We start from the raw sequence: 23,631 nt of genomic DNA, 5'->3' as shown, positions 1-23,631 counted from the left end.
TCGGGTCTTTCAAAGCCAAAGTTCAGCGTTACCAAAACCCTACGGGATCACGTGGCGCGGTCCAAGGGGTGGCTGCTAGCTGCTTGGTGCCATCAGGGCTTCGGCAGCGGCGCGTGCTGCATCGGTCACAGTATCGCCCGATAACATGCGTGCAATTTCATCAATACGCGCGTCATCAAGCAAAGGCACAACCGTAGATGTTGTTTCTTTCTTGGTCTGCCGTTTTTCGACACGCCAATGGTGCTGACCAAGAGCTGCGACCTGCGGGGAATGTGTCACCACAAGCACCTGACCACCGCCTGCCAGTTCGGACAGACGACGCCCGACAGCATCGGCAGTCGCCCCACCAACACCACGGTCGATTTCATCAAAGATCATCGTCAGACCGCCTTTGCCCGCTTGGGTCAGACAGACCTTTAAAGCCAGCAAGAAGCGGGACAATTCCCCGCCCGATGCGATCTTGTTCAATGGACCAGCAGGTGCGCCGGGGTTCGTCGCAACCGTAAAGGCCACGTTGTCGCGGCCTTCTGGACCCGCGTCCGTCGGTGTGACCATCGTCGCAAAAACGGCGCGTTCCATCTTAAGCGGCGCCAATTCGGCAGCCATCGCTTTATCCAGCGCCTTTGCGGCCTTGGTGCGTTTTGCGGTCAAACGATCCGCCGCCGCATCGTAAGCCGCCTGCGCGGTCATCACATCAGCCTCGCACGTCGCAAGGTCTTTTGCACCGCCATCCAGCACAGCCAACCGTGCGCGTAGATCCTCAGCAAACGGACCAAGGTCATCCGCTAAAACATTGTGCTTACGGGCCAAACCGCGAATGGCAAACAACCGTTCCTCGGCTTCTTCCAACTCGGCGGGGTTAAACGTCAGGGCATCCAAACAGGATGCAACGCCTTGCTGGGCCTGATCCAGCGCCAGAACCGCCCGTTCAATCGCAGCCAACGGATCATCCAGACGCCCGTCAGCCTTGTCAGCGGCACCAATCAACCAGCGGTTCGCGTCGTTCACCATGCCTTCCGCGCCGGACAGTCCCAATGCATCGCCAGCCTTCGCGATATCGGCCCTGATCTTTTCAGCAGCTTGCATCAGGCGGCGCTGGGTATCTAACGTGGCCTCTTCCCCCGCTTGCGGATCAAGAGCGTCCAATTCAGCCACAGCGTGACGCAGATACTCTTCTTCGGCCTTTGCTTCGGCGATGCGGGCGTGTGTCGCGCTTAGGCGTTTTTGCGCCTCAGCCAGCGCTTTCCACGCGGCGCGAGCCTTCGTGATGTCTGCATCAAGGTCTGCGTATTCGTCCAGCATCAACCGATGACCGCGCGGGTTCAACAGCCCGCGATCATCATGCTGTCCATGCAGTTCCACCAGCGTTTCGGACAGATTGCGCAACACCTCACCACTGACACGACGGTCATTAATCCACGCGGTTTTGCGGCCGTCGCGTGTGTTGATCCGGCGCAGAATAACCTCGCCGTCTTCAACTTCGATCCCTGCTTCAGCCAGAACATCGCGTCCGGTGTGGCCCATTGGCAGATCGAAAACGGCGGTCACTTCACCCTGATCCGCGCCAGCACGCACAAGTTCAGCACGACCACGCCACCCCAACACAAAGCCCAATGAATCCAGCAGGATAGACTTACCAGCACCGGTTTCGCCCGTCAGCACATTCAAACCGGGCTGGAACACGAGTTCCAACCGGTCGATGATCAACATGTCGCGTATGTCTAAGCCGCGCAGCATCCTAAACGCGCCTTCCGTGAAAGATCAGAGCCATTCGCCAAGCAGCACTTGGCGGTAGATTGACGACAACCAATTGTCACCCACCGACCGCGCCTCTAGGCCCTGCCCCGTCAGCAATGCGAAACTGTCCTGATACCATTCAGTTGATTGGTAATTGTGACCCAAGATCGCACCAGCCGTCTGGGCTTCGGCAGTCAGGCCAAGCGACAAATACGATTCAACCAAGCGATGCAACGCTTCGGGTGTGTGCGGTGTGGTCTGGAAGTCCTCAACCACGATACGGAACCGGTTCACAGCTGCGGCGTAATTGTTGCGTTTCAGATAGTAACGCCCAATTTCCATTTCCTTCGCGGCCAAATGGCTGAACGCGAGATCGAATTTCGGGATGGCCGCAGACGCATATTCCGTCCCCGGATATTGTTCGATCACAACGCGCAAAGCTTGCAACGCCTGAAAGGTCAGCCCTTGATCGCGGCCAATGTCGTCGATTTGATCGTAGTAAGACAACGCGAGAAGATAATGCGCGTAAGCCGCATCTTCTTCGACAGGATAAAAATCAATGTAGCGTTGGGCGCTGGCGCGGCTGTTCGGGTAATCTTGGTTCTTATGGAACGCAAACGCCTGCATGATCAGCGCACGCTGGGCGAACCCAGAATACGGATACAGGCGTTCGATTTCACCAAAAATATTGGCCGCTTCGTCCGCTTTGCCCTTTTCCAGCTCCAGCTCGCCCATCGCAAAAATCTGCTGCGCAGTCAGGTTTTCAAGCTCAACCGGCGTTTCTTGATCCAACAAGCCGCAGCTTGCCAAAAGTCCAAGCGCCAGTACAGGGCCCAAGCGGCGGGCTTTGCGCCCATTTGGTTTGGAAATGCCTGACATAGATGTCCTCGTGCAACGCAACTTCTGCTCAAAGGGGTTTTGCCCCATTTCCGAAGAGGTCTAACAGAAAAATTTGGGGTGCAAAATGCCTTTTACAGACCCTGCGGTCACTTCCGCGCATCCATCGCGTGAGGATACGCAAGAACATGGGGGCCAGCCCCCATACCCCCGAGATATTTAAGACCAAAAGAAGTTAAGCGACAGCGTCCAGATCGGCATGTGACACACCAACACCGGGCAAACGCGCAGCGATTGTGTGGTCAACATTGACCCAGCGCCATGCCTTCGGCTGCGCAAAAAGCGCGCGCAGCAACTTGTTCGTCAAAGCGTGCCCTGCCTTGTGGCCGGTGTAGCGGCCCAAGATCGGCGCGCCGGCTGTGTAAAGATCACCCAAAGCGTCCAGCATTTTGTGACGCACGGCTTCATCAGCGTGGCGCAGGCCACCCGGAGAAAGCACTTGATCGCCGTCAACGACGACCGCATTTTCCATGGTGCCGCCAAGCGCCAACCCATTGGCCCGCATCGTGTCCACATCCGATGCGCGGCAGAACGTCCGGCTATCGCAAAGTTCGCGCACAAAAGCACCGTTTGCCATGTTCAGCGTTTTGCGCTGCGTCCCGATGGCCGCATCCGGAAAGGCAATATCGAACGCAATCTGAAGTGACGTCGCAGGAGACAGCGTCGCAAAGGCGTCGCCTTCTTCAACCGTGACTGTATCCAGAATCTCAATCGCGCGCATTGGCGCATCAAAATGAACAACCCCCGCATCCACGAAACCACGGACAAACATCGCGGCCGACCCGTCCATGATCGGCACTTCAGGGCCATTCAGTTCGATAAAGGCGTTGTGGATACCACAGCCGGCCAATGCTGCCATCACATGTTCAATTGTCGAAATCGTCGTACCATGCGTATTACGCAGACGCGTGTTCAACGGCGACACTTCCACCATGTCCCAACGCGCAGGCAAACGTCCTGCTTCACCCAAGATATCCATCCGGCGAAACGTGATTCCGCTTCCGGCCAATGCGGGGCGGACAACCATCTTGGCGGTCTGTCCTGCATGCAGGCCAACCCCTTCAAAGGTCACAGATGATTTCAACGTTGCTTGCACAGGGCCTCAGCGGATTAGACATGTTTCGTTAACCTGCAAAGTAGGGTGACAAGGCCCGCATCTCAATTCACCAATTGCGACGGACTGAAACATGATCACGCCGCATTGCAGCACAAGGACAGAAACGCCAACAAAGCACTGATTTAAAACGAAAAAGACCACCCGAGGGTGGCCTTCGTTCGTGATCGTGACGGGGCGTCAAGACGCCCACATCACAGAATATGTCGTATTCTTAGTTCGCCTGACGACGCAGGAACGCTGGAATCTCGATGCGTTCTTGGTCTGGATCAACGTCTGCTTCGTCGTGAATTGCAGTCACTTCTGGCGCACGACGGGCAGATTGTTGCGGCTCAGCAGCGGCACCTGTCATGCGGTTGATCAGTGAATTGATACCGAAGCCACGCTTCTCTTCACCAGCATCTGCGGAAGCGGCTGTTGGCACAGGACCCGCTGCTGCAGGGCGTTCAACTTGACCTGTTGGGGCACGGCCAACTGCGGCTTGCAGACGCGCCATTGCTTCCGGTGTTGGTGTACCCGCTGCAGCACGTGGTGCTACGAATTCTTCAGGTGCTTCCAATGTCGGCTCTGGTGCAGGCTGGTACGCAGGCGGTGGCAGATCGTCAGCCACTGCTTCGCGACGTGGCGCGAATGTTGGGGCTGCTTCAGCTGCTGGCTGTTCGAACATTGTGCGCTGCTCTGGCTGTGGGGCAGGTTCTGCTGCAACGGCCGCGACTGGTGCAGCAGCAACTGGCGCTGGTGCAGCAACAGGTGCTGGCGCACGTGCCGCTTCTTCAACAGCAGGTGCTTGTGTCAAAGGCTGGGACATAGACCGGCGCGGCACAGGTGTTTCCATGTGACGTGCAATCGCGTCAATGCCAGTGGCCACAACGGACACGCGCATTTTGCCTTCCATCGCTGTGTCCAGAGTGGAACCAACAATGATGTTTGCTTCTGGATCGACCTTTTCGCGGATTTTGTTCGCGGCTTCGTCCAGTTCGAACAATGTCAGGTCGTAAGAACCAGTGATGTTGATCAGAACACCTTTTGCACCTTCGAGTGAAATCTCGTCGAGCAGCGGGTTCGCGATCGCCTTTTCAGCAGCTTCAACAGCGCGGTTTTCACCCTCTGCTTCGCCTGTACCCATCATCGCTTTGCCCATTTCGTCCATTACGGCGCGAACGTCAGCAAAATCGAGGTTGATCAAGCCCGGACGGACCATCAGGTCAGTCACACCCTTCACACCTTGGTACAACACATCATCCGCAAGCGAAAACGCTTCGGTGAAAGTTGTGTTTTCATTCGCGAGGCGGAACAGGTTTTGGTTTGGAATGATGATCAGCGTGTCGACAACCTTCTGAAGGGCTTCGATGCCTTCATCCGCTTGTTTCATGCGCTTGCCGCCTTCGAACTGGAACGGCTTCGTCACAACACCAACAGTCAGAACACCCATTTCGCGGGCAGCCTGTGCAATAATCGGAGCAGCACCAGTACCTGTACCACCGCCCATACCGGCAGTGATGAAGCACATGTGCGCGCCAGCAAGGTGATCAACGATCTGTTCGATGCTTTCTTCAGCGGCAGCAGCACCAACAGTCGCGCGTGCACCAGCACCCAGACCTTCAGTCACTTTGATGCCCATCTGAATTTTCGCTTCAGAGCGGGATTGCTGCAATGCCTGCGCGTCAGTGTTGGCCACGACAAATTCGACACCATCAAGCTCTTGCTCGATCATGTTGTTCACGGCGTTGCCGCCTGCCCCACCCACACCAAACACGGTGATACGTGGTTTAAGTTCGTCCTGTCCGGGAATCGAAAGATTCAATGTCATGGTTCCTGTCCGCCTGTTTTTTTGGGCCCGTCCCACCGGGCAGTCGTCGCATAATTACGCCGATCCTAAACCCAGAGCGCCATGACGTCACCTAAAAAACGTGAAATAGCCACAAAATATAGGTAAATCTACTTTGGTTTCGGCGAGATCGCGCCGAAAATCCCAGATATTGAAAAATCAGCGCGCCACACCCCAACATGTAGGCGCACGACAACAGTGCCCGCACAAGCGGAACACCACATCTAGACCCTATCAGACTCGGTGTAGCGCCATATGTAGCGCCAACACCTAGGCAATGCATACATTAACACCTGTAGGATTCACCGAATCCGACGCAATGCAGCAAATCAACCTACCAGTTGTCTTTGAACCACTTCACCGCGCGCCGGAACGACCGGGACGGATAGCGATCCGCTGGAATTTCAAAGTCCCACCATTCGTCTTGCGGGTTCGCCGCGAACAATGTCATGCCCACTGCAGCCGCAAATGCCGGACCCGTCGCTGCCTGCGGAAGACCCTGCACACGCAATGGCCGACCAAGACGCACTTGGCTCCCCAAAATCTTCGATGCGAGACCATCAAGCCCCGGAATCTGGCTCGCCCCGCCGGTCAACACGATCTTCTGTGACGGTAGGTGTTCAAACCCTGCGGCATCCAAACGGACATGTACTTCTTCCAGAATTTCTTCGACACGCGGGCGCATGATCCCGATCAACTCGGCGCGGCTTACAGTCCGACGGTCATGTTCCCAATCGCCAGTATTCCCACCGATCTCGATCATCTCACGATCATCCATGCCAGTCGCCATCACGCCACCGTAGAATGTCTTGATCCGCTCAGCCGTCGCCAATGGCACCTGAAGGCCCATCGAAATATCAGACGTGATATGATTGCCGCCCATCCGGACCGCATCCGTATAAATCATGTGCTTGCGCATAAAGACGGAAATGCCAGTGGCCCCGCCCCCCATGTCAATACACGCCGCACCCAGCTCTTGTTCGTCCTCAACCAGCGACGACATACCGGACACGTAAGCAGATGACGCAAGACCAGCCAGTTCCAGATCGCAGCGTTTGATACAGAAGAAAATGTTCTGCACAGCCACCGCGTCCACAGTCAGCATATGCATATCAGTCGTCAGGGTATTCCCGACAAGCCCACGCGGATCAGCCATGCCAGACCGGTGATCCAACGCAAAATTCACAGGTTGAGCATGCAGCACTTCGCGGTCATCGCCGTAATCCGGCACATCACAAGACGCCATGACCTGCGCGATGTCCTGCTCGGTGACCATGCCGCCCTCAAGATCAAGCGCTCCATCAAGGCCATATGACCGCGGACGCGCACCGGACAGACAGGCGATCACGTGATCCACACGGACCTGCGCCATCTTTTGCGCTGCATTCACCGCCGTGCGGATCGCACGTTCGGTTTCCTGCATCGCGTCAACTTCACCAAAACGGACACCGCGCGACCGTGTCGTCGCAGCCCCGATCACACGGAAGGACGACTGCCCCGCCATTGATCCGATACCATCCGCTTCAAGCGGTTTGGCTTCGTCAAAGCGCAACACAAGGCATGCAATCTTGGACGTCCCCACGTCCAAAATGGCAACCACACCCCGTTGCATCGCCGCCTTGCGCATATTCCGCATGGCCCGTTGGCTTTCGTATAAATCCCGCATCTGCCCTTAGTTCCCCGTATCGCTTACTCTGCGGTAAGCATTTGCTGCCTCGGCTGTCATTCTTAGGACAGCTCTTTTTGGATTGCGCATATCGACCACCGCGACGTCCCGGTCGAGCATGTCTTGCGCTTCGTTCAATACAATCATCCGGTCCAGCGCCGTGATCGGGTTTTCGTCAGGCAACAGCAGGCGTTGCCCCCGATCCAACACCAGATCCCAGCGCCGTTCGCCCATCCGCACAAGACCGCGCACACGTTCGCGGATCGGTCCAGCGGTCTGGAATAGCGTCAGCGCTTCGTCGATGTTTTCAAATGCACCATCGCCCGCGATCAATGGCAGATCACGGCGTTCAGCGCGTTCTTCGATAATGCCCGCGATAATTCCATCGGCATCAATCAGACGCAGCGTATTGCGGTCCCGCCAAACAGCGACAGGCACACGCGGCGTGACATCAACATCCAACAAACCGTTTTCACCGACACGCACACGGGCCGACTTAATCGCATAAAGCTGCTCAACCGTTTCGCGCAGCTCTTCCATGTCCAGATCAAACGAGGACACCGGAAATTCGACAGGCAAAATGCCTTCGATATCAGCGGTCGTCTGCGGATCAGCACCGATCACGTTGAAATCAGTCATAACAAATTCGGGACGTTGCTGCAGGCTTGCCTTCACCTGAGCATATTTTTCGGCAACCATCGCGCGGTTATTGTCGTTCGACACCCACAGCGTCGCGATAATCGCGATCAACGCCAAAGGCGTCCCCACACGCACCGCCGTCCGCACACCTGGCGTCAACATCCAGCGCTGATAGCGGTAGTGCCATTTCGACGGGGCCGGATCACGTGGCGCGCGTAACTTCGGCTGCGCTGCTGCTTTACGTTCGAGCGGGTGCTTGAAGATCAACGATCGCATGACGCATCCTCCACCAGCCAGCGGCACAGATCAGGGAAAGAAATCCCCATCTTGTCAGCTTGCTCAGGGGCCAGCGACGTCGGGGTCATACCGGGCTGCGTGTTGGTTTCGAGCAGGATCAACCCGTCCAAACCGCGGCTTTCATCCCACCGGAAATCCGTGCGGGACAAGCCACGACAACCAAGCACCTGATGGGCACGCAGGGCGTAGGCCATACAGGCATCGAAAATCTCTTGCGGGATCTCTGCGGGGATCACATGGCGTGACCCGCCGTCTGCATATTTGGCGTGATAGTCGTACCAACCGTCCGTAATAATGTCTGTCACGGTCAAAGCGCGATCACCCATCACGGCAGTCGTCAATTCGCGACCCGGCGCATATGTTTCCACCATCACCTGATCCGGCATATCGCGGGCAAGCTGCGGGGGACCATTCGGGTTTTCGCCGACAATATAAATACCGACAGACGACCCTTCGTTGAAAGGCTTCACCACGTAAGGCGGCTCCATCACGTGAGCGGCTTCAACGTCTTCGCGGCTGGCGATCACGGACTTCATGAAAGGCAAATCGTTGGCGGCGTAAACTTCTTTGGTGCGCTGCTTGTCCATCGTCAACGCGGACGCAAAAACACCAGAATGCGTGTAAGGAATGCGAAGCCATTCCAGCATCCCTTGAATACAGCCATCTTCGCCCCAACGGCCATGCAATGCGTTAAAGACAGCGTCGGGTGCAATATCTTGCAGCTGAACAGCCAAAGCCGCACTCGGGTTTTCGCCCGCGTCCACTTCGATCACGTCACATCCTGATACCCGCAAAGCTGCTGCACATTCACGACCGGTTGAGAGCGACACGTCACGCTCCGCCGATGGTCCGCCCATCAAAACAACAACTTTCGGGTTTGCCCTGCTCGACATACCCACCGCCTCTTTCGTGGGACTTTGCGCCCCATCGTTTATAGTTGGTCCGTTTTCGGACCTGATTATCTACGCGCCTGACGATGCCTTTTCGCCGACCCGTTTGATTTCCCATTGTAACGTGATGCCAGAGTCTGCGTAAACCCTTTTCCGCACCTCTTCGCCCAATTCTTCAAGGTCAGCCGCCGTGGCACCTCCCGCATTGGTCAAAAAGTTGGAATGCATCGTGTTCATCACAGCGCCGCCAACGGTCGCACCGCGCATTCCTGCGTCGTCAATCACCTTCCACGCCTTCAATTCGTGGCTGTCATCCGCCTGCCCCGTGGATGAAAACCCAGCCGGATTGCGGAATGTGGACCCGGCGGTGCGATCCTTTGTCGGTTGGGTCTCATCCCGCTTTGCCAGCTGATCCGTCATCCGCTGTTCCAACGTCGCCGCATCCCCCTTCGGCGGGGTCAGCGTCGCACTGACAATCACTGCGCCCTCGGGCAGCGTGCTTTGCCGATACTGCAAATCCAGTTCGGCCGCCTGCAAAACGCCACGCGATCCATCGCGATAAATCACATCCACATGGTCCAACACGTCGGCCATATAAGTGCCGTAACACCCGGCGTTCATCCGCACAGCGCCCCCAATCGTCCCCGGAATCGTGCGCAGGAACGTCAAATCAAGGCCCTCAGCGGCAGCTTTGCGCGCCACATGCGCATCCAATGCAGCGGCACCCGCAACAACCTGATCACCAATCTCGATCCCGTTAAATCCGCGCCCCATGCGGATCACGACGCCACGAATACCACCATCGCGGACAATCAGGTTCGACCCCACGCCCATCGTAAACACAGGCACGCTCGGGTCCAACGCGGCAAGAAAATCCGCCAAATCATCCACATCCGCAGGCTGAAACAGCACATCAGCAGGCCCGCCAACACGCATCCACGTCAGGCTATCCAACGCACGATCCATGGTCAGGGTCCCGCGCACCTCAGGCAGATCAAACATGGTTATTTTCCTTGAAACTTCTTCACGCGCCGCCGCTCTATCATCCATCCAAGCAGAGCGCCAACCGCACAGCCAATCGTGGCGGGCAAAAACACCAACAACGCAGCACCAATGGCTTTGATCGGATCAACGCCCATCAATCTGGTCGATGCCTGCACCGAAATCGCAAGACAGGCCGCGAGAATGGCAAACAACGTCATCGTGTAACCGACCTTGCCCGCCTTCATCCATGCAGCAGCCGCAAAAAACGGGATCAACCCCGCTGCGGTCATCAAAAGAAGAACAAGGACGTTGGCCATAAAAACTTAATCTTTCGCAAACTGGGTCCGGACCCAGCGACCCAGATACAGCACGGGCCACCGCAATACAGACATGCCAGCGGCCAAAAACACAAGCGCCAACCACGGGCCGTTTTCAATCGTGACCCAGCCCAAAAGCGGCACACCAAGGGCAATCAACAGATAGGCGCGACGCCAATGATTATCCTTGGACGGCATCATCCCCAACACATTCGCAACAACCAACCAGAGCAAGGCACAGACAACAGATAACGTCATTTCGGAACCTCCGGATTTTCGCCGCGCAGGCGACGATAGATGTAAATAAGCGGGTTTCGAAACATCGAAACAAACCCGAACAAACCAATCAGAGCAACCCACCAGCCATAATCATACCCCAGCCAGACAATGATCAACGGGGCAGCGATGAGTAACACGATACCCGGAAAGTACTGATTTTTCATCGGTAAAAAGGCCACAACAGCGGAAGCAATGACCCAAAGACAAGCGATGATGGCGGAAAGGGTCATGGCGCTACCAACTTGATGACGTCATCTATGAACATTCGGAATTGCGGGCTTAACAACCACGCCACGCCGGCACTTATTGTCGCGGCTTTCTTTGTAACATCCGCCGCCTCGTCAACGACCATTTTAGCGGCCTTGTAGCTTCGCGTCACCGAACCGATGATCCAGTATTGCGCCGCTTGACGTGCGAAATCGTCGACAGTCGGATCAAGCAAGGTAAACGCCGCCTCGCTCAAAGCCGTTGCAAAGGCACTATCCGCCGACGCGCTGACTTCTCTTGCGGCTTCGGCAATTGACGGAGCAGCCTGTTCATCAACGTCCCGCTTCTTCGCATAGTGATACGCTTTGACATCCGGATTGAACGCTATGAGATCGAGCTGAACATCGATTAAGACTTCACGAAAATCGGCTATGTCAGCATCTTTCTCGATAGACGGACATTCTCCATTCTCGATCTTTACATCAAGACGTTTGCAAACACGCGTGACTGTTTTCAACAGTTCAACCGGCCGACTTCGATAACGGCTCAGCGCACTGTTGAGAATCTCGATTTCCCTATTCAAAGGAAAACTGTTCGTCCCGAATGACCCGCCGTCGAAAATGCGCGTCGCATCTTCTATCTGATTTAGAACAACGCTTAATTGACTGTCTGCAATTTGGTCCGTCGGGCGCAGTTGCAGGGTTTCGTTTTCGTAGACAACATTAGCAGCGATTGGCGTAGCTGTGACAATCGCGCGAATATCATCCGCCTGATACGCGGCCAACACCGTCTCAAACCGTGCATTCACCGCACCCGGATGATCTAGCCAGTCCGTTTCCCTCACTTCACTCAAGACTGAACTAAGCAACTCGACGTAAATGTCTTTGCCAACCAACAAACGTTCATACCAAGCGATCCAAAAAGACCAATCGATCTGTTGATCGGCAGCCAAAGCAGATTTCACGTCACTCCATTCTACTTCCGCATACCCATTTAGCTCAAACGCTTCCCCATCAAGTTCTCTGTTTTGGATAGACAACTCGATAGCCTGCTTGATTGATTTCCAAACTGATGGATCAAACTGAGAAGTTCCGGCTTGGGCGACAAGTGAAATGCCAGAATCTATCGTTGAATTTGCGATAACGCTGCTGCAACAGACCTCCATCAAGCGCGCTTGTCCTTCAAAGAACGCCGGCGAAATAATGTTCTCTCCGCTCTCCACTTCATCCAGAGAGGCTTCAAGAAAAGCCGAATAGTCATATTGATTAAAACTTTTGCCTTTAGACGAAGAAGCAACAACCGAGAGAAGAACCGAGGCCAAAGTCGGCAAAATCTTGAATTTTGAAGCAGGACGGCTCTGAATTGAGAGCATGTCCCTGAGAATCAAGGGAGTCTCCGAGACGAGTACGAACAAGGCAACATTACGAAAGTATAAAAATCTTTGGGCACTATTTAATGTTTCAAAATAGGACTCAAAAGTCTCGCCATCTACAATGTCGTCTACCCGCACGCCCTATTTACCCTTTCAACCGCGCAGGCAGCCCGTTCGCCCAAGCCGAAATCGTACCCGCCCCGAGGCAGACAACCATATCACCCGGACGTGCTTGTTCCTTCACCAGCCGCATCAGGTCGTCTTCGCTTTCCACAGCCCGCGCGTGGCGGTGCCCGTGCGCGATCAGCCCGTGCACCAGATCGTCGCGGCCTGCCCCTTCGATGGGTTCTTCGCCCGCCGCAAAAATATCAGCGATCCCAACCACATCCGCATCATTAAAACAGGCGCAGAACTCCGCGAAATGGTGGTGCAGACGCGTGTAACGGTGTGGTTGGTGCACCGCGATCACGCGGCCTTCGGTCGCTTGGCGGGCGGCTTTCAGCACCGCAGCAATCTCGACCGGATGGTGGCCGTAGTCGTCGATGATCGTGACACCATCCACTTCGCCAACTTTCGTAAAGCGGCGGTTCACGCCACCAAAGCCCTTGAGCGCCGCCTTGATCGCCTCCGCCGTCATGCCTAAATGCCGCGCCACCGCGACAGCGGACAACGCGTTCGACACGTTATGATCCCCCGGCATCGGCAATTCGCAGCCTTCGATCACGATATCCTCGGCCTGCAGCGCAATATCGAAATGCGCCACGCCCGCCTTATAGGTCAGGTTCATCGCCCGGACGTCAGCTTGGGCGTTAAACCCGAACGTCGTCACACGGCGGTCGCGGATTTTGCCCACCAGCGATTGCACTTCAGGGTGATCGGTGCAGCACACCGCCAGCCCGTAAAACGGAATATTCGACGTGAAATCAATAAAACCCTGACGCAGGTTCTCGATCGTACCCCAATGTTCCATATGTTCGGGGTCGATGTTGGTCACAATAGCAATCGTCGCAGGCAGACGGTTAAACGTGCCGTCGCTCTCGTCCGCCTCAACCACCATCCATTCGCCTTGGCCCATACGCGCGTTGGAATCGTAGGCGTGGATGATGCCGCCGTTGATGACAGTCGGATCAATCCCGCCCTCATCCAGCAAAGCCGCAACCATCGTCGTCGTCGTCGTCTTCCCGTGCGTCCCAGCAACCGCGATATTCGATTTCAGCCGCATCAGCTCAGCCAACATTTCCGCACGCCGCACAACAGGCAGACCTTTGGCACGGGCTGTATCCAGTTCAGGGTTCCCCGGCTTAATCGCGCTTGAAATCACAATGACCTCTGCGCCTTCAAGGTTCTCGGCCTTCTGCCCTACAAAAATTGTGGCCCCAAGTTTGGCCAGACGATCCGTAATCTTCGTGGCCTTCAGGTCAGACCCCTGCACGGTATATCCGTGTTCAATCAACACTTCGGCGATACCCGACATCCCAATGCCACCAATCCCCACAAAGTGGATCGGACCAATATCAAGAGGCAGTTTTGTGGCAGATTTCATCATCGCACGGGTCTTTCTATTCGTTAAGCTTGCGGGCCGTTTGCCAGCGTTTCAACCAAAGTTTCAAGGCGGTTTGTCGCGTCAGGTACAGCGCAAGCCAATGCGGCGCGCGACATCTGCAATGCGGCGTCCGTGTCACCCAAGATTTTGGCAATCTCGGCGGACAGCGCGTCGACTTCAAACACGCCCTCTTTCATCATCACAGCAGCGCCCGCATTGACCAGCTCGCGCGCATTCGCTTCCTGTTCATTGCGGATCGCGACAGCCAGCGGCACCCAAATCGCAGGGCGGCCAACGATGCTGACATCCGCCACGGTAGAGGCGCCAGAGCGTGCAATCACCAACTGCGCATCAGCCAGCCGTTCCGGCACATCCGTGAAAAACGTCTGCACATCGGCTTTGATACCTTCGGCCGCGTAGAAATCCGTCACCCGTTCAAGGTCTTCTTCGCGGGCCTGCTGGGACACGCGAATATTGCGGCGCATTTCCATCGGTAAGTTCGCAATCGCAGGCGGCACAACGTCCGACAGGATGCGCGCACCTTGCGATCCGCCCATGACCACAATCGACATCGGGTAATCACCGGGGGGAATATAAGGTGCGCCCGCACGATCCAAAATCGCGGACCGCACAGGGTTGCCCGTATGAATACCCTCAACACCGTCAGGCAATTCAGTCGGCCACGTCCCGCAAGCAATCTGATCAACACGTTTCGCAAACAACTGGTTCACACGACCCAGAACACCGTTTTGTTCATGGATCATCCGCGGAATGCGCAGCACCCACGCAGCGGTCATCGCAGGGATCGCAGGATACCCGCCAAAGCCCACAACCACGACCGGGCGATCCTTGATCATCCGACCAATTGCTGAGAACGCGCCGCCAAGAATACGAAACGGCACCGCCAATTTCGCTGCAATCCCACCACGGGCAAAGGTCGCAGACCCTACGACCGATACTTCAACCGCGTCCGGAAAACCGCCGGTGTAGCGGGCACCGCGTGCGTCGGTCGACAGACGGACCCGCCAACCTTTCGCCAGCATCGCTTCGGCCAACGCTTGAGCCGGGAACATATGTCCGCCCGTGCCACCCGCCGCGATAATCAATAAAGGTGCAGGCATTATCCAAGCCTCCGTCCAAGCACATCGGCCAATTCACCCTGCGGACGCGACCGCGTAAACGCCAACAACATGCCAACCGCTATCCCGCCAGCGATCAACGATGACCCACCGTAGGATACAAACGGCAACGTCATGCCCTTCGCAGGCAACAACCGGACAGCAACGCCCATGTTGATCATCGCCTGCACGCCAAATGCACAGGCCAAACCGGTCCCAGCCAAACGAATAAACGGATCACGTTCTTTCATCAGACGGGTCAGCGACCGGACCACAATCGTGGCATAAAGCGCAATGATCGCGATGACGCAGACAAGGCCATATTCCTCGGCGGCAACGGCAATAATGAAGTCGGTATGCGCATCCGGCAGCGACCATTTCACTTGGCCTTCACCAACACCCACGCCGAAAAACCCACCCTCGCGGATCGCGTTTGTCGCGTAGCCAAGCTGCGTTGTCGGGTCGACATCTGGCGACAAAAACCCGTCAATCCGACGGGCAAAGTGTTCTGAATTAGCGTAAGAAAACGTGCCCACAAGCACAACAACACCGGCCAAAACTAGCAACAGCATCATCGGGGCACCGCCCACGAAATACATCACGCCCCATGAAAACAAGACCAAACAGGCTTGGCCGAAATCCGGCTGCAACGCCAAGAACGTACAAATGACAACGGTCAGCGCAAAGGAATACGACTTACCCGGCGGGCCACCAACAGCCTGTCCAGCGGCCAACATCCAAGCGGCCACAACAACAAACCCCGGCTTCAAAAATTCGGACGGTTGAACTGACGCAAACCCCAGCGAATACCAACGTACAGCGCCTTTGCCAAAATCTGTGCCCAGTACAGGCAGCAAAGCCAGCGCCACAAACGCGCAGGCAAATCCAATAACGGCCCAACGACGCACCAGCTGCGGCGGCATCATCGACACGCCGACCATCACCATCATCGCCACACCGCCGAAAACGGCCTGACGCGTCACGTAATGAAACGGCTCTAGCCCGTTTTTCGCAGCCAATGGCGGCGAAGACGCAAGACCCAGCATGAGACCAATCCCGAACAGGATCAGAATGCAGGACATCGTCCATCGATCAATCGTACGCCACCAACGTGGAAGAATAGGGTCACCGGTACGTACCGGGACCGTGCCATAGACCATTTCCGTCATGGATCACCGCTCTCACTGCCTCTTTGCCCGCTTTTGCGGATCTATATTCTGCGACCTTAGCGCGAAAAAACGCGTCTTACCACTAAAAATAACGACTTTTACTGGTGCGGCACCCGCTTTCATCTTCTGCTATAGCGCAACTTTGCGGCCTGCCTCTTGCACTAGTTCAAATTTCAGGCCACCCACACGTCCATGCATATCCAAACTCTCATCCTTGGCGCAGGTGCCGCAGGTATGATGGCCGCCGCTCATGCGGGTCCGGGCGTCGTGATCATCGACCATGCCAAAGCACCGGGCGAAAAGATCCGCATTTCCGGCGGTGGACGCTGCAATTTCACCAACATGGGCACGACACACGCGCAATTCCTCAGTCAGAACCCCCATTTCGCCAAATCCGCGCTCAAACGTTACACGCAGTGGGATTTCATCAATCTGGTGTCGGACTACGGCATCGCGTGGCATGAAAAAACGCTCGGTCAATTATTCTGCGACGAAACTGCAAAAGACATCGTCGCCATGCTGCGGTCCGAAATGGACAAAGCGGATGCGCAGCTTTGGCTGAACACCGGGATCAGCAACATCGCCCACGATGGCACGCACTTCGCGGCGACCCTGACACGCGACGGGCGCGACACGCAGATCACCGCGACCAATCTGGTCGTCGCCACGGGCGGCAAGTCGATCCCTAAAATGGGCGCAACCGGCCTCGCCTATCAAATCGCTGATCACTTCGGGCTTGATGTAATCACCCCGCGCCCCGGCCTCGTGCCGCTGACCTTCAGCGACGACAAATTCAAACCGCTCGCCGGTGTCGCCACCCCTGCCCGCGTCACGGCAAACGGCACCAGCTTTGACGAAGCGCTGCTCTTTACCCACCGCGGCCTATCCGGCCCCGCGATCCTGCAAGCGTCCAGCTATTGGCACGAAGGTGATCCAATCACCGTCAACGTCATCCCCGCCGCCGATCTCTTCGACAAGCTGCGCGGGGCACGGGAAACGTCTGGTAAGAAGGCTCTGACAAACATCCTGTCGATGCACTTGCCCGCCCGCTTGATTGATTTCCTCAAGGACGACATGAACCTGACCGGCAACATCGCGGATCAAAGCGACGCACGACTGCAAGCCATCTGTGACGCACTATCGGCTTGGCCGCTCCTGCCATCGGGTTCAGAAGGCTACCGCACAGCCGAAGTCACGCTCGGCGGCGTCAACACCGACGGCCTATCGTCCAAAACCATGGAAGCCAAATCCATCCCCGGCCTGTATTTCATCGGCGAAGCGGTCGACGTCACAGGCTGGCTCGGCGGCTACAACTTCCAATGGGCATGGTCATCGGGTTGGGCAGCGGGGCAAGCAATCAGAAGCACGCCGACATGACGCAGTCTGACAACCATCTCAGGGCGCTAAGCTACTTGTCGCGCCTTAGCGGATTACTTCGCCTGTCGAATACGCTGCGCTTCGGTCAAAATGCGCCCGGACCTGCGGTACGCTTAGATATCCCGCCCAAAATGCTACAGCTTAGATACCACGCAGCGGCCAACGACGGTCTGCGCCTGCCCCACTGGCGCACCGGGCAAATCAAAGACGGTGATTGGGACATCGCGCAACGCCCGTTCGTGCGATCCGTCAAATTCAAAGCCTGCAAAAAACACTTCATAGGCGGGCAGTCTTGGGAAGATACCAATATCATCGACTATGGGGTGAAACGTATCGCGGACCAACGTAAATACGATGATTGCTTTACCCGCGCAGACCTCGTCGCACGCTATGCCAGACTTGACGACCTGTGGGAAAAAACCAAACGCAACGGCGCATTGCCCGATGCGCTTAATAAGACCGCGCGGCTGCATGATTGTATCGTCGTCCATATGGATCGCGACGGGAAGCTGATCTTCGGAAACCAAGGCTTCCACAGGCTTTCGATCGCAAAACTGGCCAAAGTGAAGACAATCACCGTGCTGCTTGGGGTGACGCACAAACAGGCGGTACAGTCAGGCGCGGCCGCAGACACCATTGCAACCTACCGGTCAAATTAGCCCAACGCAGCTTGGACTTGTGCCGCGAAATCATCGCCGCGCTGCTCGAAATTATCGTATTGATCAAACGACGCAGCAGCAGGCGCAAGCAGGACCACTTCGCCGTCCTCTGCATCAGCAACAGCCGCGGCGACAGCCGCTTCCATCGTTGTGCAAATCGCCGCCTCTACACCAGGCAAATCACGGGCAAACGCGTCCGCTTCGCGACCAATGACGTATGCCTTCACGACGTGATCCAACGCGCTGTGTAACGCCTCAAGCCCGCCTTCTTTCTGCAATCCACCGCAGATCCAACGCACCTTCGGAAACGCAGCCAAGGCTTTGGCCGCACTATCCACATTCGTGGCCTTACTGTCGTTCACATACGTCACCCCGCCGGACGTCGCGATTACCTGTGATCGGTGCGGCAGCCCCGGATACGTCCGCATCGCGGCCTCGATCCCTTTCGGACCCAGCCCGATCGACCGACACGCAGCATAAGCCGCGCAGGCGTTCTGATGGTTATGCGCACCGGGCAATCCGGCAATTCCGCGCAGATCAATAGACCCGACTTGGCGGCCCTTGCGGTATTCTGACAGGAACCCCTTCTTCGCAAAGACAGTCCAGCCACCCTGATCAAGCTTACGGCCAGACGACACCCTGATCACCCGATCATCAGCAAGGCTATCGACCAACTGATTGGCCAGATAGCGTCCTTCGTCCTCATCGACGCCAATCACGGCGCGGTCCGGACCACCTTCGGCAAACAGGCGCCGTTTGGCAGCGAAATACCCACCGGGACCTGCGTGACGATCCAGATGGTCGGGGCTGAGGTTCGTCAGGATTGCAATGTCAGGCGTCAGCGCACGAGCCAGATCAGTCTGATAAGACGACAGTTCCAGCACCACGATGTCCCCGTCCAACGGCGGATCAATGTCCAGCACCCCACGGCCAATATTACCGGCCAATTGGGCCGCACGCCCGTTTTCGGTCAGGATATGATGCACCAACGCAGAGGTCGTGGATTTCCCGTTTGATCCCGTAATCGCAATGACGCGCGGTGCAGTGTCGAAACTGGCCCAATCGGACGTCGCAAAGGACCGGAAGAACAGGCCGATGTCATTGTCCACGGGTACGCCCGCATCCCATGCAGCAGCAATCACCGGATGTGGTTTTGGGTAAAGGTGGGCAATTCCGGGGCTGACGATCAACGCCGCAATGCCGTCGAACGCCCCCGCTTTGGTCAAATCCAAGACGTCGAAACCTTCGTCGGTCGCGGCTTCACGTGCAGGTTGCCCGTCGTCCCAAACGACCGGAACCGCCCCGCCTTCGCGCAATGCCAATGCGGCTGCTTTGCCAGACCGGCCAAGGCCCAAAACAGCGACCTTCTGACCGCGATACCCCTGCACTGGAATCATATGACGCCCTTCAACTTTGTCCAAAACCATGCGGCACGACACGACATCGCAGTGCACGGGTTGTGCACGCATTGTGCACCCAAATCACAAGCAGTTTAGCGGACTTTCAGCGTCGCCAAACCGATCATCGCGAGGATTAACGAAATAATCCAGAACCGGATCACAATCGTCGATTCTGCCCATCCCTTTTTCTCGTAATGGTGGTGGATCGGGGCCATCAAGAACACGCGTTTCCCAGTGGCTTTGAAGTACAGCACTTGGATGATCACAGACAGCGCCTCGACCACAAACAGGCCGCCGACAATTGCCAAAACGATCTCGTGTTTCGTGGCCACAGCAATGGCGCCCAAAGCGCCGCCAAGCGCCAGCGATCCGGTGTCACCCATGAACACCGCAGCGGGTGGCGCGTTGTACCAAAGAAAGCCCAAACCACCGCCGATCAGTCCAGCGCAGAAGATCAGAATTTCTCCTGAATCGGGCACATAGTGCAGACCAAGGCTTTCCGAGAAATCGACCCGACCAACAAAATATGCAATAATTCCAAAGGTTCCCGCCGCGATCATAACCGGCATAATCGCCAAACCGTCCAACCCGTCAGTCAAATTAACCGCGTTCGCAGCGCCCACAATCACGATGACTGCGAACGGGACAAACAGGAACGACATGTTGAACAAAAGGTCTTTGAAAATCGGCACGGCAAGCTGGTTCGACAGTTCAGCCGGATGGAAATACGCAGCCCAAAGACCAGCAATTGCGGCAATCAGGAAGCCAAGACCAAGACGCACACGCCCCGACACACCAGCGGTGTTTTGCTTGGATACTTTCGCATAATCGTCCGCAAACCCGATGGCCGCGTAGGACAATGTGACAAACAAAACCATCCAGACATAGGGGTTATCCAACCGCGCCCAAAGCAGCGTTGACGTGGTTAACGCGCCCACAATCAGCAAACCGCCCATGGTTGGCGTTCCAGCTTTCACAAAATGCCCTTCAGGACCATCTTCGCGGATCGGCTGACCCTTGCCCTGACGCTTGCGCAGCACGTTGATCAATGGCAGGCCAAAGATGAAACCAAATGTCAGCGCAGTCAGAAACGCGCCACCGGCTCGGAAGGTGATGTATCTGAAAAGGTTGAAAAAATCACCGCCGTCAGACAGGGCCGTCAGCCAATATAACATTTACACTCGTCCTTCTTGGTCGGTTTTTGATTGCGCAGCATCGCGATGCCCCAGTTTACGGATCGCGTCAACGACAAGGCTGACTTTGCTGCCTTTTGACCCTTTCACAAGGATCACATCCCCCGCGTCCACCAGCGTGTTGGCAATCGCAGCCACATCCGCAGCGGTTTCGCGCCATTCGCCGCGTTGCTCTTCGGGCAATGCGTCCCAAAGATGTTTCATCCGCGGCCCAACACAATGCACCACGTCCAAAGTTTGGAGGTGCTCGTTTTCGCTCAAATCGCGGTGATTAGCCGTCTCATCAGGCCCAAGTTCCAGCATATCACCCAGCACAGCAATGCGCCGTCCCTTGATAATACGTCCCACATTATCAATGGGTTGTGTCGCGGCCAGCACTTCTAGTGAGGCTGTCATGGACGTTGGGTTGGCGTTAAAGGCGTCGTCGATCAGGTCAATCGTACCATGTTCGATACCGCTGTCGATCGTCACAACTTCTCGGGTGCCGCGCCCTTCGACGGGTGACCATCCCGCGATGGAAAGTGCGGCTTGCATCGGGTCAGCACCAAGCGCTTTGACCGCCGCCAAAACCCCAACCGCATTCATCGCAAAATGACGCCCGGGGACAGAGAGCTTGAAAAGATAATCTTCCCCTGCGCCATGTGCTTGAATCACCGTTGCATCAGGTGTGACCCGTACATCGTTGATTTTCCAATCACTTTGCGGTCCATGGCCGAACCAGACGCCAGTATTCTGGCCCAAATGATCCCGCAGCACATGCGCTGTTTCGATATCGCCGTTCAAAATTGCGATGCCACCGGACTTCAGCCCATCCATGATCGACGCCTTCTCAACGGCAATCCCTGACAGGTCTTCAAACGCTTCCAAATGTGCCGCCGCCACGGTCGTGATCATCGCCACATGCGGCTTAGCCATCTTGGACAGCGGCGCGATTTCGCCCGGATTGCTCATCCCGATCTCGATGATCGCGTAATCCGTGTCGGCAGGCATCCGCGCGAGCGTCAACGGCACGCCCCAATGGTTGTTGTAAGACGCGACAGAGGCGTGGGTCTTGCCCTGTGCCTCCAACACGGTCCGCATCATTTCTTTGGTGGACGTTTTGCCGACGGATCCGGTGATCCCAATCACACGGGCATTCGTGCGGGTGCGTGCTGCGGACCCAAGCTGTTCCAACGCGACCAAAACGTCGGACACAATCAGTAAAGGCGCGTCGTCTGCAACGCCTTCAGGGCGATGCGTCACAAGTGCTGCTGCCGCCCCTTTGTCCAACGCCATCGCAACAAAGTCATGCCCGTCGCGGACGTCCTTCAGGGCAACAAACAAGTCGCCTTCTTGGATCGTGCGGGTGTCGATTGAAACGCCGTTGGCCACCCAGTCAGATGTGGTCTTGCCACCCGTGGCCGCGGCTGCATCCGCAGAGGTCCAAAGCGTCATATCTTGCCCTCCAAGGCCGCGACAGCGACGCTGGCTTGTTCCACATCGTCAAACGGCAAAACGGTATCGCCGACAGTTTGGCCACTTTCGTGGCCCTTGCCCGCGATCAACAACGCATCACCGGGTGCCAGCGAATCTACGCCGCGCAAAATCGCTTCTGCCCTGTCACCGATTTCAGTCACCGACGGCGTTCCAACGCCGTTCAATGCGCCAGCCATGACGGCGGCACGAATGCTCGCGGGGTCTTCGGAACGTGGGTTATCGTCTGTTACGATCACCACATCTGCATGCTGGGCCGCAGCCGCTCCCATCAATGGGCGTTTCGATGTGTCACGATCGCCACCAGCGCCCACGATCACCACAATGCGGCCCATCACATGCGGGCGCATTGCTTTCAGCGCGGTCGCGACTGCGTCCGGCGTATGGGCATAATCGACGAAGACGGCAGCGCCGTTATCACGGGTCGCCGCAAGCTCCATCCGGCCACGCACGGTTGTCAGTTCTTGCAGCGCGTCGATCACATCGTTGGGTTCAGACCCCGATGCGATGCACAGCCCTGCCGCCAGCAAAACGTTTTCGGCTTGGAACCCGCCAATCAGATCAAGGCGGGTCTGGTAGCGAGTGCCCTGCCATTTGAACAACACATCTTGGCCAACAGAATCAAAGCGTTGTCCGGTCAATTGTAATTGCGCGTCAGGGTGACGGCCAACGCCGATGACTTCTTGGCCGCGCGACGTGCACAGGCTCGCGACTTCGTCGCCTTTGGGGTCATCAAGGTTCACGACTGCAACGCCATCTTCGGACAAAACGCGGGTGAACAGACCCATTTTGGCTTCAAAGTAAGCTTCAAATGTTTCGTGGTAATCTAGGTGATCTTGCGTGAAGTTCGTAAACCCCGCCGCCGACAGCATCACCCCATCAAGGCGGCGCTGATCAAGACCGTGCGATGATGCTTCCATCGCTGTGTGCGTGATGCCATTGCGGGCCGCGTCGGCCATGACGCGGTGCAGTGTAATGGGCTCAGGCGTTGTGTGGCTGAGCGGATAGGTCCACGATCCTTCGACGCCGGTCGTGCCAAGATTCACTGCCGAACAGCCCATGATTTCCCAGATCTGACGACAGAAGGTCGAGACGGATGTTTTTCCGTTTGTTCCGGTCACCGCCACGACGTTCGCAGGATGCGGGCCAAACCAGAGCGACGCGGTCTGGGCCAATGTCTGACGTGGGTCTTGGGCGACGATCAGTGCGGCATCAGATTGCGTCAGAACCTCTGCCGCCAGCGCGGCACCGTCCTGATCCGTTAAAATGGCCGCTGCACCGTCAGCCAGCGCTTTTCCGATAAAGGACGCGCCATGCACTTTCGCACCCGGTAATGCCGCAAACAACATGCCCGGCATAACCGCCCGACTATCAACCGTGAGGCCTGTAATATCTGCTTCACGGCCAGCCGCGGCACGCAGCCCCAAGCTTGCAAGCGACGCCGCCTGATGTTGTTGACTGCCCATGTCCGA

At 56.6% G+C, this 23,631-nt stretch carries 21 protein-coding genes; 2 read left to right on the top strand and 19 right to left on the bottom strand.

Annotated elements, in window-relative coordinates; genetic code table 11:
- Positions 1-75: 75 nt before the first annotated feature.
- The 15 genes from recN to ftsW all read right to left on the bottom strand — a co-directional run bounded on the left by recN (position 76) and on the right by ftsW (position 16,057).
- On the bottom strand, positions 76-1,737 hold the full coding sequence (recN, locus tag MWU61_RS02785) for a DNA repair protein RecN (RefSeq protein WP_247126622.1): 1,662 nt from the start codon (positions 1,735-1,737) through the stop codon (positions 76-78).
- Positions 1,738-1,761: 24 nt separating this feature from the next.
- On the bottom strand, positions 1,762-2,616 hold the full coding sequence (locus MWU61_RS02780) for an outer membrane protein assembly factor BamD (protein WP_247126620.1): 855 nt from the start codon (positions 2,614-2,616) through the stop codon (positions 1,762-1,764).
- A gap of 193 nt (positions 2,617-2,809) precedes the next feature.
- Positions 2,810-3,730, bottom strand: coding sequence for a UDP-3-O-acyl-N-acetylglucosamine deacetylase (gene lpxC, locus MWU61_RS02775; protein WP_247126618.1), 921 nt, complete (start codon positions 3,728-3,730; stop codon positions 2,810-2,812).
- A gap of 232 nt (positions 3,731-3,962) precedes the next feature.
- Positions 3,963-5,558 (bottom strand): cell division protein FtsZ, encoded by a 1,596-nt coding sequence (gene ftsZ, locus MWU61_RS02770; RefSeq protein WP_247126617.1) that lies wholly within the window; start codon positions 5,556-5,558, stop codon positions 3,963-3,965.
- 352 nt (positions 5,559-5,910) lie between these two features.
- Positions 5,911-7,242 carry a cell division protein FtsA gene (ftsA, locus tag MWU61_RS02765; protein ID WP_247126615.1) on the bottom strand — a complete coding sequence of 444 codons (1,332 nt, stop codon included), beginning with the start codon at positions 7,240-7,242 and terminating at the stop codon, positions 5,911-5,913.
- A 6-nt stretch (positions 7,243-7,248) separates the two neighbouring features.
- Complete coding sequence (locus MWU61_RS02760; RefSeq protein WP_247126613.1) at positions 7,249-8,157, bottom strand: cell division protein FtsQ/DivIB; 909 nt, start codon at positions 8,155-8,157, stop codon at positions 7,249-7,251.
- A complete protein-coding gene (locus tag MWU61_RS02755; protein ID WP_247126612.1) occupies positions 8,145-9,071 on the bottom strand; it encodes a D-alanine--D-alanine ligase in 927 nt (308 codons plus the stop codon). The genes MWU61_RS02760 and MWU61_RS02755 overlap by 13 nt, the downstream gene beginning before the upstream one ends.
- Positions 9,072-9,140: 69 nt before the next feature.
- On the bottom strand, positions 9,141-10,070 hold the full coding sequence (gene murB / locus MWU61_RS02750; protein WP_247126610.1) for a UDP-N-acetylmuramate dehydrogenase: 930 nt from the start codon (positions 10,068-10,070) through the stop codon (positions 9,141-9,143).
- A gap of 2 nt (positions 10,071-10,072) precedes the next feature.
- The gene (locus MWU61_RS02745) at positions 10,073-10,369 is read right to left on the bottom strand and encodes a UDP-N-acetylmuramate--alanine ligase (protein ID WP_247126609.1); all 297 of its coding nucleotides are present in this window, start codon (positions 10,367-10,369) and stop codon (positions 10,073-10,075) included.
- Between the two features lie 6 nt (positions 10,370-10,375).
- Entirely contained in the window at positions 10,376-10,627 is a 252-nt protein-coding gene (locus MWU61_RS02740; RefSeq protein WP_247126607.1) for a DUF2484 family protein, read from the bottom strand.
- Positions 10,624-10,878 carry a DUF2484 family protein gene (locus MWU61_RS02735; protein ID WP_247126605.1) on the bottom strand — a complete coding sequence of 85 codons (255 nt, stop codon included), beginning with the start codon at positions 10,876-10,878 and terminating at the stop codon, positions 10,624-10,626. Before MWU61_RS02735 ends, MWU61_RS02740 begins: the two co-directional genes overlap by 4 nt.
- Positions 10,875-12,365, bottom strand: coding sequence for a hypothetical protein (locus MWU61_RS02730; protein WP_247126603.1), 1,491 nt, complete (start codon positions 12,363-12,365; stop codon positions 10,875-10,877). The genes MWU61_RS02735 and MWU61_RS02730 overlap by 4 nt, the downstream gene beginning before the upstream one ends.
- Before the next feature lie 7 nt (positions 12,366-12,372).
- Positions 12,373-13,770 (bottom strand): UDP-N-acetylmuramate--L-alanine ligase, encoded by a 1,398-nt coding sequence (murC, locus tag MWU61_RS02725; protein ID WP_247127203.1) that lies wholly within the window; start codon positions 13,768-13,770, stop codon positions 12,373-12,375.
- Positions 13,771-13,793: 23 nt separating this feature from the next.
- Complete coding sequence (locus tag MWU61_RS02720) at positions 13,794-14,891, bottom strand: UDP-N-acetylglucosamine--N-acetylmuramyl-(pentapeptide) pyrophosphoryl-undecaprenol N-acetylglucosamine transferase (protein WP_247126601.1); 1,098 nt, start codon at positions 14,889-14,891, stop codon at positions 13,794-13,796.
- Complete coding sequence (gene ftsW / locus MWU61_RS02715) at positions 14,891-16,057, bottom strand: putative lipid II flippase FtsW (RefSeq protein ID WP_247126600.1); 1,167 nt, start codon at positions 16,055-16,057, stop codon at positions 14,891-14,893. Before ftsW ends, MWU61_RS02720 begins: the two co-directional genes overlap by 1 nt.
- Before the next feature lie 192 nt (positions 16,058-16,249).
- On the opposite strand from ftsW, the gene MWU61_RS02710 reads away from it, so the two are divergent.
- Together MWU61_RS02710 and MWU61_RS02705 are read left to right on the top strand one after the other, a co-directional pair.
- The gene (locus MWU61_RS02710) at positions 16,250-17,434 is read left to right on the top strand and encodes an NAD(P)/FAD-dependent oxidoreductase (RefSeq protein WP_247126598.1); all 1,185 of its coding nucleotides are present in this window, start codon (positions 16,250-16,252) and stop codon (positions 17,432-17,434) included.
- Complete coding sequence (locus MWU61_RS02705; RefSeq protein ID WP_247126596.1) at positions 17,431-18,093, top strand: hypothetical protein; 663 nt, start codon at positions 17,431-17,433, stop codon at positions 18,091-18,093. The genes MWU61_RS02710 and MWU61_RS02705 overlap by 4 nt, the downstream gene beginning before the upstream one ends.
- Here the strand turns inward: MWU61_RS02705 and murD are convergent.
- From murD to MWU61_RS02685, 4 genes are all read right to left on the bottom strand, one after another.
- On the bottom strand, positions 18,090-19,490 hold the full coding sequence (gene murD / locus MWU61_RS02700; RefSeq protein ID WP_247127202.1) for a UDP-N-acetylmuramoyl-L-alanine--D-glutamate ligase: 1,401 nt from the start codon (positions 19,488-19,490) through the stop codon (positions 18,090-18,092). The two genes, MWU61_RS02705 and murD, sit on opposite strands and share 4 nt — an antisense overlap.
- 95 nt (positions 19,491-19,585) lie before the next feature.
- The gene (gene mraY, locus MWU61_RS02695; RefSeq protein WP_247126594.1) at positions 19,586-20,668 is read right to left on the bottom strand and encodes a phospho-N-acetylmuramoyl-pentapeptide-transferase; all 1,083 of its coding nucleotides are present in this window, start codon (positions 20,666-20,668) and stop codon (positions 19,586-19,588) included.
- A complete protein-coding gene (gene murF, locus MWU61_RS02690; protein ID WP_247126592.1) occupies positions 20,669-22,120 on the bottom strand; it encodes a UDP-N-acetylmuramoyl-tripeptide--D-alanyl-D-alanine ligase in 1,452 nt (483 codons plus the stop codon). It abuts the gene before it with no gap.
- Complete coding sequence (locus tag MWU61_RS02685) at positions 22,117-23,625, bottom strand: UDP-N-acetylmuramoyl-L-alanyl-D-glutamate--2,6-diaminopimelate ligase (protein WP_247126590.1); 1,509 nt, start codon at positions 23,623-23,625, stop codon at positions 22,117-22,119. Before MWU61_RS02685 ends, murF begins: the two co-directional genes overlap by 4 nt.
- Positions 23,626-23,631: the final 6 nt, after the last annotated feature.

The organism is Loktanella sp. F6476L (assembly GCF_023015725.1).
In the GTDB taxonomy this organism is placed as follows: domain Bacteria; phylum Pseudomonadota; class Alphaproteobacteria; order Rhodobacterales; family Rhodobacteraceae; genus Yoonia.
The sequence above is the reverse complement of the archived record's forward strand: the minus strand, read 5'-3'. Positions and strand labels throughout refer to the sequence as shown.